Here is a 10077-nt window from a genome sequence, read left to right as displayed (position 1 = left end):
GGTCCGGTGAGCGGGTGACCAGCAAGGGCGCGAACCTGGCCCGCGGCGTGTGGAAGTCCGTCACGCCGGTGAACCGGACCCGGACGTACCGGGTCGGGGCGGCGGAGAGGGTCAGCGTCACCTGGTTGCCGGTCGCCGGGTCGAAGACCCGGCCGGCGGACGCGACCAAAGTGCTCCAGGCCGCGCCGTCGGTGCTGCCCTGGATCGACAACGTCTGGGTACGGGTCTGCCAGGCCGCCGACGGCGGCAGCCGGAGCACGACGCGCCCGATCGCGGTGGCCGTGCCGAGGTCGACCTGCACCCACTGGGGGAAGGCGTTGTTGGCGCTCTCCCAGTAGCTGTCGGGGTTGCCGTCGACGACGTTCCCGCTGCCGTAGTTCTGCACGTGGCTGCTCTCGGCGGTCGGCCGGCCGCGTGCCAGGTCGACCTGGGGCGGCGGGTCGGGTGTGCCGGTGGTCGCGTACACCTCGACGTGGGCCAGTTGGGCGGCCGGCCAGGCGGTGTTGCCGGTGACGGTGACCCGGATGTGCCGGGCTGTCGTGGTCGGCACGGTGACGGTGGCGGTGTTGCCGGTCGCCGGGTCGAACCGGATCGCGGCCGGCGCGGCCAGCGTGGTGAACGCGGCGCCGTCGGTGCTGCCCTGCACCGACAGCGTCTGGGTGCGCGCCTCCCAGCCGGCCGGCAGGGCGAGGACGAGCCGGTTGACCGGGTACGCGGCGCCGAGGTCCACCTGCCACCACTGCGGAAAGGCGTTGTTGGTCGCCTCCCAGTAGCTGTTCCGGTCGCCGTCGACGGCGTTGCCGGCGGTGAACGGGCCGTTCTGGCTGCTGGCCGCCGCGGGCCGGCCGGCAGCCAGGTTGCCGGTCGGTGGCGGCCCACCCCCGACGACGGGCGGGGTCGGTCGCACCGGCGTGAGCGCGAGCTGGCCCTTGAGCATCCGGCCGCCGTCGGCGGTGATCCGCAGGTAGTAGTCGGCGGAGCAGAAGGTGCCGTCCTCGTCCAGCGCCCGGATGCCGGCCCCGGCCGGGGTGCCCGCCTGGGTCTCGCTGGTCTTGGCGATCTGGTTGCCCTCGTTGAACTCGTCGAACATCGAGACGTAGAGACCCTGCGCGCCGAGCCGGATCATGTTGTAGAGGTGCCGCCAGTAGAAGTCGCCGTGCCGGCGGTGCCCGGCGGACAGGTCGCCGGGCATCACGCAGGGCTGGTAGTCGATGCCGTACGCGGTGCAGTCGGCCAGGTCGGGGACGTTGACGTTGGCGTGGAACCAGTCCAGCCCGTCGAGGGTGCCGGTGCGCCCGACCATCCACGGCGAGAGCATGTGGAACGCGTGGTAGACGTCGGAGAAGCCGGGCCGGGAGTCGTTGATGCCCTGCCGCCAGTAGGTGGGTACGCCACCGATGACGTAGCAGCCCTGCGCCTTGAACCACTGCACCACGTCGAGGCAGGGCGCCGGGGCGAACGGGCGGCCGTCGTCGTTGAAGCCGAACCCCCAGATGCAGACGACCGGCTTGCCGTTCTGCCGGGCGTACGCCGGGGAGGCGGTGTGCGCCGACATCTTGGTCGTCCAGTCCGGTTTGATCTGCGACTGCATCGACGTCCAGCCGGTGACGTCGTACATGAGGTAGAACTTGCGCCCGAACCGTTCGGCCGCGCCGCGGACCTTCACCGCCATCGCGTCGCGGGTCGGCCCCTCGTCGCCGAACGGGTTGAACCGTTGCAACGCGGCGGTGTCGCAGCCGTGCTCCTGCATCCAGCGGAAGTGGGTGTCCACCGTCTGCTGGTCGTACGAGGAGAACAGCGTCGCGGGCTGGCCGTTGCCGAGGTTGGGGTACGCGGTGGGGTAGCCGTGCGCGTACTCCCGCAGGTCCGGCCAGGACACGATCGTGGTGTTGCTCGGCGAAGGCGGTTGGAACCGGTCCCGGCTCCAGTGCCACCAGCCGCCGATCGGCGCGCCGTCGCCGGGGCAGCTGAACCAGCCCTGGTAGCCGACGGTGATCTTCCCGACCACGTCGCCGGGCGGGCTGGCCGCGTGGGCGGGCCGAGCGGCGGTGGGCACCAGATCGCCGGTGGCGGCGAGCGCGGACCCCGCCGCGATGGACCCGATCAGGGTGCGGCGGGTGAGCGCCATGCCGACCACTCCTTCGAGGGTAGGACGGAATTGACGGTCATGATGCCAGCCGTCGACGTCGGGACGCAATACATCGACTGCCGATTGAAAGATTGCGGCGATCGAGCTGTAAGAAACGGATTGCGGCGCCGCTGGGCGCCCGGCGGCGGCCGGTGTTCCCGGGGGAGTGGAGGCGGTCCGCGTGGTCGGCCGCTGGGCTCGCAGCCCGGTGCGGAAGGGTGACGTACGGACCTACCGGGCCGGCCGGGACGGCGGCCGGCGGCTCGCGAAGTCGAGCCGGCTGCGGTGCGTCCCAGCGCGCAGCTCGTCGTCGGTCATCACCAGGTACACCAGCGGGCAGTCCTGCGGGCCGGTCACATCCAGCTGGCACAGGGTGCACGGTTCCTCGGGGCGAAGCGGGCACTTCGCGTCCGGCCGCGGAGGGTGGCCGTTCATGACTCCAGCATGTCCGCTGCCCGGGCCGCCCGGGTAGGTCTTTCGGCCCCACCTGGACCGGATCGGGTGAGGGCCCGGAGCGACAGCGCTCCGGGCCCCCACCGCTGCGCGGTCAGCCGTGCGGATCAGCTCACGGCGTCGGCTGCGCGGCCCAGAGCAGTGCCCGGCCCAGCTGCGCCTGTAGCCCCTTCGGGTGCAGCCGGAACGTCGGATTGGTGCCGATCAGCACCACGCCGTTGCCACCGGGGCTGACGCTGCGGACGACGCTGGCCTGGTTCGCGGCGGCGGCCTGCCCGTTCGCCCCGGTGGTCGCCCACCAGCCCGCGAGCAGCGGGTCCGCGGCGTACGACTGCTCGACCGTCACCCCGGTGCCGAGGTTGGTGAACCACACCGGCTGGCTGATGAAGGCGTGCGGGCTGGCGTCGGAGGTGACCGGGCCGCCCTGGTTGACGACGTTGGCCACCCCGCTGGCCAGCGACGGCCCGGCGGTGGCGGTGACGCTCAACAGCGACGTGGCGTTGCCGAAGTTCGCACCGGCGGTGCCGAGCCCGACCACGCCGCCGCCCCGGGCCAGGAACGCGTCCAGCGCGGCGCGGTTCGCCGCGGTCAGGGTCGCCACGTTGAGGTTGCTCGCGACCAGCAGCACGTCGACCTCGTCGGTCAGCGTGCTGGCCAGCGTCGTGGCGGTGACGGCCCGGGTCGAGAAGCCGAGCGCGGCCAGGGTGTCCCGTGGCTCGACGCTGCCCAGGTAGCCGACGACGATCTCGTCCAGCCGGGTCCCCTGCCAGCCCGCCGGGGCACGCTCGAAGGTGACGCCGTGCTTACGGACCTCCTCCTTGAGCAGCGGGCGGCTGGCCGGGGTGGCCGGTACCACCACGGACCCGTCGGCCAGCCGGTAGACCCGCAGGCCCTTGCGGATCAGCGAGTTGACCACCAGCAGGTCGGCGGCGTCCTGGAGGTTCAGGCGCAGGTCGGCGCTGGCCGGCGGGAGCGCGCCCTCGGCCACCCCGTCGTACGCCCGGGTCAGCTGCACCTTCGGCAGCTGGTCCCAGAGGGTGTCGACGGTGGCGCCCCAGGTCAGCCCCTGGCTCCACGCGGCGGGGCCGGCGTAGAGGTCGTTGACCCGCTCGGTGAGGTCGATGCCCGGTTCGAGCAGCGAGTTGACCAGGCCCCGCTTGGGCTGGTGCAGGTCGATGACGTACGAGCCGGCGGGGTAGCTGCGGCCCTCGGCTCGGAAGTCGTGCTTCGCCCGCCAGACCCGGCCACCGCTGCCGATCAGCAGGTCGACCAGACGTGCGGCGGCCGGCTCGGAGCGCTGGCCGGTGCCGGTCGGGATGACGTACGCCCGGGGGAAGACGGTGTTGTAGTTGTCCTCCGGACCCCAGCCCGGCACGTAGCCGTCGGGGATGTCCCGCAGCGGCTCGCCGGCCCAACCGCGCCGGTAGACCTCCGCCTGGTCGTGCAGCAGTTCGGCGCGGTGGTCCTGGATGTACCGCAGCGACGTCTTGATCGCCACCTCGTGCACGTCGGTGTTGATGCCGGAGCGACGGATCCGCTCCTCCGGCGTCAGGTTGGTGCCGCGCGGGTTGAGCGGCGCCTCGATGGTGTACGGGATGCTGCTCTGCAGCAGCGCGAACGACGGCACGTAGATCGGCGGGAAGTCGTCCCAGACCCCTGGCGCGTCGTCCCGGAACGGGATCCGGGCGCGCTGCGTCTCGGCGTAGCCCAGGGCCCGCAGGTCCTCCTCGATGGCCAGCGCGTTCGGCAGCGCGTGCTTGATGAAGAGGTCGTACTCGTTGTTGACGTTGTGCGGCGGGGTGCTCGGGTGCAGCAGCGTCGGGCTGACGTAGCCGTGCAGGTCGAGCGTGATGATCGGCTTGGTGTCGATGGTGAGTTCGCGGATCAGGTTCGTCTCGGGCTGCGAGACGATGGTGAGATCCCGGTTGAGGTCGTACCCGGCGTCGTTGGCCCGGGTGCCGGCGACCCGACCGTCCGGGTTGGACGTGACGTTGAAGATCAACCGATTCCGCTTCAGCAGCTGGGCCACCTCGGGATCGGTGCTGGTGGCGAACTCCTCGATGACGCGCAGCGCCGCGTCGGTGCCCTCCCACTCGTTGCCGTGGATGTTGGCGTTGACGAACAGCGGGGTCTTGTACTCGGCCAGCAGCTTCGGATCGGTGCGCGCCCGGACCGGGTCGTCCTCGATGAGGCGCTTCCATTCCTCCTGCTGGCGAGCCTCGCTGCGGGTCTCCGATGCGGTGACGGTGACCGCGTACAGGTCGTAGCCACCGCTGGACTTCCCGGCCACCCGGGCGGAGACCCGGTCGCTCGTGGCCTGCAGCGTGTTCAGCTTCGGGGCGATCTCGTCGTACGGGATGACGCCGATGGGGATGGAGGCGTCGGCGGAGTTGTCCGGCCAGACCGGCAGCACGTTCTGCCGGGGGTAACCGGCGATCTGGTTCAGGCTCGGCGCGGACGGTGGCACGGCCGGCAACGCCGAGGCGTTCGCCGGCGCGGCCCAGGCCGTCGTGCCGAGCAGGGTGAGGGCGAGCCCGGCGGTGGCCAGGCGTACGGACATCTTGTGCACGATGGACAGCTCTCCTGTCGGATGGAGCGGGTGCCGTTGAGCGGGCGCAGCGGTAGGGCCGGAGACCTACGGCAGGTGGGGAACGCCCACGGCGGGCGGAAAGAGGGACCCGGCGTCAGAGGCAGGGTCGACAGGCGGCGCTGGCGACGCGCAGGAGGTCGATGTGACCCCGCTTGGTGAGGTAGGCGCTTCGCACAGTGGAAATCCTTCACCGGATCACGTCCGGGTGTCAAGATCCCCGGGCGTCTCCCTGTCCCGGCCGACGATGACAACGGTGTCGTCCGGTCGAGGTGGGTGCGCGGTTGCGGCGGGCGGCTGCGGTCGACCGGGCAGCAGTGGGACGGCAGCCAGAATGACCAGGGTCACTGCGACCACGAGCCAGAAGACATTGTGGAATCCGGCGATCGGATCGCTGGCGGTCTGGATGATGAGCGTGACGAGCGCGATGCCGAGCGCGGCGCCGAGTTGATTGAGCATGTAGAGCACCGAGCTGCCCTGCGCCACCATGGACGCGGGCAAAGTGCGGTAGAGCGAGCCCATCGTCGGGGCGCTGAAGAGGGCCGCACCGATGCCGATGGTGAACGCGGCTAGGACCGGCCAACCTTTGGGGGAGTTCGCGGTGATCTGGGTAAAGACCAACCCGCTGGTGCCGGCGACGATCGCACCGGAGGCGGCGAGGCCCCGGGCGCCGACCCGGTCTGACAGCCGTCCGGCCAGTGGCATGGCGATAGCTCCCGCCAAACCGAACGGCGCCAAGAGCAGCCCGGCCGCGAGGGCGCCATGCCCGTGCGCCTGCTGGTAGTACAGCGGCAGCGCGAACAGAGCGGCGAAGCTGGCCATGCCGCCCAGGCCCATGATGGTCACACTGGCCGTGAAGCCGCCGTTGGCGAACAGGCGCAGGTTGATCAGAGGCGGTGAGCGCCGGGCGCGCAGCGCGTGAACCGTGTAGCCGACCAGCAGCACGACACCGAGGGCCAGGGGGGTCAGGGCCTGCCACGCGGTGAACGCGGCATGCTCCGCGGTCTGCGAGAGGGCCAGGACGACAGCGGCTAGGCCCGGCGCGAGCAGGGCAAGACCGAGCACGTCGAGCCGGAACCGGGTCTGTCCCGGCTCAGCGGGAACGTCCTGCGGCAGCACGCGGCGGGCGAGCAGGTAGGCGATGGCTCCGACCGGCACGCTCAGCAGGAACATCCACCGCCATGACAGGTTGGCGAGGACGACGCCGCCGGCGATCGGCCCGAGTACCGGGCCGAGGGAGAGCACGAGGCCCATCAGACCCATGACGCGTCCCGCGCGGTGCGGACCAGCGGCACGGGCCAGCAGGATCAGCACAAGTGGGTCGAGCAGACCTGCTCCGACACCTTGCAGGGTACGGAAGGTGATCAGGCTGCCGACGTTCCAAGCCAGCCCGGCGGCGAGCGATCCGGCCACGAACAGCAGAAGACCGGTCAGCCACAGCTGCTTGCCACCGAACCGGTCGACGGCCCAGGTAGTGAACGGGATGGTCGCCGTGACGGCCAGCAGGAAGCCGGTAGACGCCCAGCCAACTGTGCTCAGTGAGGTGTCCAAGGCTGTGGCCAGGGTGTCGGTGGCGACGGCAGACATCGTGCTGTTGAGGATGCCCAGCAGCCCGCCGAGCAGGACCACGGTGACCATCCGCAGCAACGGCGGATCCAGACGGCCGGAAATTGAACTCACGGGTTCAAGCTAGTTATCCGGCGAGTTAGCGCGCAAGTGGTTGGTTCAGGAACTTGAACCAGTGGGTATAGTCGGGGGGTGAGTAAGGCTCGGACCACCGCGTCGACACGCGGACGGATCGACAAGCGGCAGGCGATCCTTCAGGGCGCGTTCACGGTGTTCGGCCGTCAGGGATACGCGCAGGCATGCGTTCAGGAGATCGCGGACGAGGCGGGCGTGGCCAAGCCCACGGTCTACAACCACCTCACCGACAAGGCCACGCTGTTTCGGCACGCACTCGAAGCCGCTGCGCAGGCCGCGCTGAACGAGCGCGTAGCCGCACTGGGACCGCTTCACGAGCCTGGCGATGACCTGCGCGCAACCCTGGAGGACGTGGCGCGGCGCCTGCTACGGCTGCACTGCGACGGTCGCTCCTGCGCGCTGCGACGACTGCTCTACTCCGAGATCACCACATTCCCCGATGCCCTGGACATCGTCCGAGAACATGGACCCCACCGTCTCAACGCCGCCCTGGCCGACCGGTTCGCCCGGCTTATGCTCACCAGACACCTGCACGCCAGCGACCCCGCCCAGGCCGCCGAACACTTCATGGCCCTACTCATCGGCCCGCTAGAGGCCCGCTCCGAGATGGGCACACGCCCGCTCAGCGACACCGAGCTGGACGAGGTCGCCCGCTCCGCCGTCCGAACTTTCCTGCTGGCCTTCAACCCACAAACACGTCAAGGCGGTTATCCCAGCCATTGATCTAAACCTGAGTCCGCAGCAGCCCCGCCAGGCGGCTCGGCCGTCCTTGACGGCGATGGCGTGGCGACCGGCCGTCAGCAGCAGTCGTCGGTCTCGGTGGCCGGACAGGCCGCCGGGTCGACGGTCAGGACCAGGCCGAGCAGGTCGCCGAGGGCGTGGGCCAGCCGGGGGTCGGCCAGTTCGTAGCGGGAGCGGCGACCTTCGGGAACGGCCACCACCAGGCCGCAGCCGCGCAGGCAGGCCAGGTGGTTGGACAGGTTCTGCCGGCTGGTGCCGAGCAGGTCGGCCAGTTCCGCGGGGTAGCCGGGGCCTTCGCGCAGGGCGAGCAGCAGCCGGGCCCGGACCGGGTCGGACAGCGCGTGCCCGAAGCGAGCCAGGACGGTTCCGTAGGTCAGCGCCGCCATGGCACCAAAGTACAGCAGGTGATGAATTGACTCCGCGCGCCCGGAGTGTCCGTCGACGGCTACCGCGCCGTGCCGCCGGCTGTCCGGTCGGGCGTACCGCCTTCGAGTTCGGTCCTGAGGGTGGCGAGCATGCCCACCGCGGCGCTGGCGTACTCGCCGATCCACCGGTCGTGGATGTGCTTGATCGGTAGCGGGTCGAGGTGGTTCCACCGCTCGCGGCCCTTGCGCTGGGCGATCACCAGACCGGCGGCCTCGAGCACCCGCAGGTGCTGCATCACCGTGCACCGGTCCAGCTGCGGGAACCGGTCGCACAGGTCGCCGGTGGTCCGGGCGTGGTCCTTCAGCAGGTCGAGGAGACGCCGCCGGGTCGGCGACGCCAGCGCCTTGAACACGCCGTCCTCGTCGACCGGATCCGGGTTGGGCTGCTGCTCCTGACGCGCTGACATGTTATACAGATATAACACGTCAGCGGATGGAGGAGGAGATCACCGTGGACCTGCGGTTCAAGATCGCCGGGCGGATCAGTCGCCCGGTGCACGAGGTGTTCGAAGCCGTGGTCGACCCGGACCAGCTCTCCCACTACTTCACCACCGGCGGGGCGAAGGGTCGCCTCACCACCGGCGCCACCGTCAGCTGGGACTTCGCCGACTTCCCCGGGGCGTTCCCGGTCGAGGTGGTCGAGGTCGAACCGGACCGGCGGATCGTGCTGCGGTGGGAGGCGGCCGACGGTGCCGCATCGACGGCCGACGAGCCGGTCGCGGGCGCGGCCTACCACACGACCGTCACCATGGAGTTCGAACCGCTCGGTAACGACCGGACCCTCGTGACGATCGCCGAGGAGGGCTGGCGCGCCACCCCCGAGGGCCAGCGGGCCTCGTACGGCAACTGCGAGGGGTGGACCAACATGCTCTGCTGCCTGAAGGCCTGGCTGGAGCACGGCATCAAGCTGCGCGCCGGCTTCTACGCCTGAGCGCCGGGACGCACGCAGGCCCCGCGGCGTCTGGCCGCGACCGTCAGCGAGGACCAGGCCCGTCGAGGCCGGCCCAGGAGCGCAGCAGCCAACCACCGATGGAGTCGACCGGACCCGAGCCGGGACCGTCGACGATGCGTTCGACGATCTCGGCGCGGCTGAACCAGCGGGCCTCCAGCAACTCGGCGCCGTCCACGGCGATCGTCTCGTCGACGGCCTGGGCGACGAAGCCGACCATGAGGCCGGCCGGGAAGGGCCAACCCTGCGAGCTGCGGTAGGTCACCGCACCGATCGCGACGCCGGCCTCCTCGGCGACCTCCCGGCGTACGGCGCCCTCCAGGCTCTCGCCGATCTCGACGAACCCGGCCAGCAGGGAGTAGCCATCCGCGCCGGAGCCGTGGTGGCGGGCCAGCAGGCAGCGCGGCTCCGGGCCGGCGCTCTCCACCAGCACGATCACGGCCGGCTCGATGCGGGGGAACAGCTGCCGCCCGCAGTCCGAGCCCCGGCACAACCGCAGGTGACCGGCGTGGGCGCTCGCGGTGGGCGTACCGCACGACCCGCAGTACCGGGTGTGCCGGTTCCAGTAGAGCAGCCCGCGTGCGTACGCCAGGGTCGCGGCGAGCGGGCCGGGCAGCGTGGCGGCCAGGCCACGCAGGTCGGCGCTGGCGTCCGCAGCGCCGAGCCGCAGCGCGTCGGCCTCGTCGGTGTCACTCAGGTCGGCGGCGAAGGTCGCCGTCGCGCCGTCCAGGCCGAGCAGGATGGTCTGGCTGGCGGCCGACACCAGGGCGCGGCCGGCTCGGGCGGTGAGCATGGCCGGCTGGCCGGTGGTGGTCAGCAGCGGGCGGTCACGCCACATCGGTAGGACCAGGGTGTCGCCGTGGCGGAGTTGCTCGGCGACCCAGTCCGGGTCGGTGCGCATGCTCGCCGCCCGGTCGTGGGGTGTCCTGGTATACGCGAGCCCGTCGAACGTCATGCCCTGATCGTGCCCATGGAGCTTGACAACAGTCCACTCGATCCCCAACCTGTCTTATAGTCCTACTGTCATAGGACAACGGGAAAGGTCCAATTGGGGAGGAGCCGCGGGTGATCGAGTTCGTGCTGGACGGCCGGT

Annotated in this window: 10 protein-coding genes; 2 read left to right on the top strand and 8 right to left on the bottom strand. The window is 70.9% G+C overall.

Going from position 1 to position 10077, the window contains the following annotated elements; all coding sequences use genetic code 11:
• The 5 genes from AB0M52_RS24160 to AB0M52_RS24140 all read right to left on the bottom strand — a co-directional run.
• On the bottom strand, window positions 1–2128 hold a 2128-nt coding region (locus AB0M52_RS24160; RefSeq protein ID WP_363957754.1), incomplete at its 3' end, for a discoidin domain-containing protein.
• 231 nt (window positions 2129–2359) lie between these two features.
• A complete protein-coding gene (locus tag AB0M52_RS24155; RefSeq protein WP_363957751.1) occupies window positions 2360–2563 on the bottom strand; it encodes a DUF6767 domain-containing protein in 204 nt (67 codons plus the stop codon).
• Window positions 2564–2693: 130 nt separating this feature from the next.
• Window positions 2694–5141: a M14 family zinc carboxypeptidase gene (locus tag AB0M52_RS24150; RefSeq protein WP_363957748.1), complete on the bottom strand. Its 2448-nt coding sequence runs from the start codon at window positions 5139–5141 to the stop codon at window positions 2694–2696.
• A 124-nt stretch (window positions 5142–5265) separates the two neighbouring features.
• Window positions 5266–5346, bottom strand: a complete 81-nt coding sequence (locus AB0M52_RS24145) for a putative leader peptide (RefSeq protein ID WP_363957757.1) — start codon at window positions 5344–5346, stop codon at window positions 5266–5268.
• A gap of 20 nt (window positions 5347–5366) precedes the next feature.
• On the bottom strand, window positions 5367–6848 hold the full coding sequence (locus AB0M52_RS24140; protein ID WP_363957745.1) for a DHA2 family efflux MFS transporter permease subunit: 1482 nt from the start codon (window positions 6846–6848) through the stop codon (window positions 5367–5369).
• Between the two features lie 78 nt (window positions 6849–6926).
• On the opposite strand from AB0M52_RS24140, the gene AB0M52_RS24135 reads away from it, so the two are divergent.
• Window positions 6927–7592: a TetR/AcrR family transcriptional regulator gene (locus tag AB0M52_RS24135; RefSeq protein WP_363957742.1), complete on the top strand. Its 666-nt coding sequence runs from the start codon at window positions 6927–6929 to the stop codon at window positions 7590–7592.
• A 74-nt stretch (window positions 7593–7666) separates the two neighbouring features.
• On the opposite strand, the gene AB0M52_RS24130 is transcribed toward AB0M52_RS24135, so the two are convergent.
• Window positions 7667–7996 carry a metalloregulator ArsR/SmtB family transcription factor gene (locus AB0M52_RS24130; protein WP_363957739.1) on the bottom strand — a complete coding sequence of 110 codons (330 nt, stop codon included), beginning with the start codon at window positions 7994–7996 and terminating at the stop codon, window positions 7667–7669.
• A gap of 59 nt (window positions 7997–8055) precedes the next feature.
• On the bottom strand, window positions 8056–8442 hold the full coding sequence (locus tag AB0M52_RS24125) for a metalloregulator ArsR/SmtB family transcription factor (protein ID WP_363957735.1): 387 nt from the start codon (window positions 8440–8442) through the stop codon (window positions 8056–8058).
• Between the two features lie 26 nt (window positions 8443–8468).
• Here AB0M52_RS24125 and AB0M52_RS24120 point away from each other — a divergent pair, with 26 nt between their 5' ends.
• Complete coding sequence (locus AB0M52_RS24120; RefSeq protein ID WP_363957732.1) at window positions 8469–8966, top strand: SRPBCC family protein; 498 nt, start codon at window positions 8469–8471, stop codon at window positions 8964–8966.
• 43 nt (window positions 8967–9009) lie between these two features.
• On the opposite strand, the gene nudC is transcribed toward AB0M52_RS24120, so the two are convergent.
• Window positions 9010–9939, bottom strand: coding sequence for an NAD(+) diphosphatase (gene nudC / locus AB0M52_RS24115; RefSeq protein WP_363957729.1), 930 nt, complete (start codon window positions 9937–9939; stop codon window positions 9010–9012).
• Window positions 9940–10077: the final 138 nt, after the last annotated feature.

Origin of the sequence: Micromonospora sp. NPDC051296 (assembly GCF_040682255.1) — a bacterium.
Lineage (GTDB): Bacteria > Actinomycetota > Actinomycetes > Mycobacteriales > Micromonosporaceae > Micromonospora > Micromonospora craterilacus.
The sequence above is the reverse complement of the archived record's forward strand: the minus strand, read 5'-3'. Positions and strand labels throughout refer to the sequence as shown.

Coding starts and splice junctions, on each gene's coding strand:
- AB0M52_RS24155 (WP_363957751.1), bottom strand. CDS start 2,563: ATGAACGGCCACCCTCCGCGGCCGGACGCGAAGTGCCCGCTTCGCCCC.
- AB0M52_RS24150 (WP_363957748.1), bottom strand. CDS start 5,141: ATGTCCGTACGCCTGGCCACCGCCGGGCTCGCCCTCACCCTGCTCGGC.
- AB0M52_RS24130 (WP_363957739.1), bottom strand. CDS start 7,996: ATGGCGGCGCTGACCTACGGAACCGTCCTGGCTCGCTTCGGGCACGCG.
- AB0M52_RS24125 (WP_363957735.1), bottom strand. CDS start 8,442: ATGTCAGCGCGTCAGGAGCAGCAGCCCAACCCGGATCCGGTCGACGAG.
- AB0M52_RS24120 (WP_363957732.1), top strand. CDS start 8,469: ATGGAGGAGGAGATCACCGTGGACCTGCGGTTCAAGATCGCCGGGCGG.
- nudC (WP_363957729.1), bottom strand. CDS start 9,939: ATGACGTTCGACGGGCTCGCGTATACCAGGACACCCCACGACCGGGCG.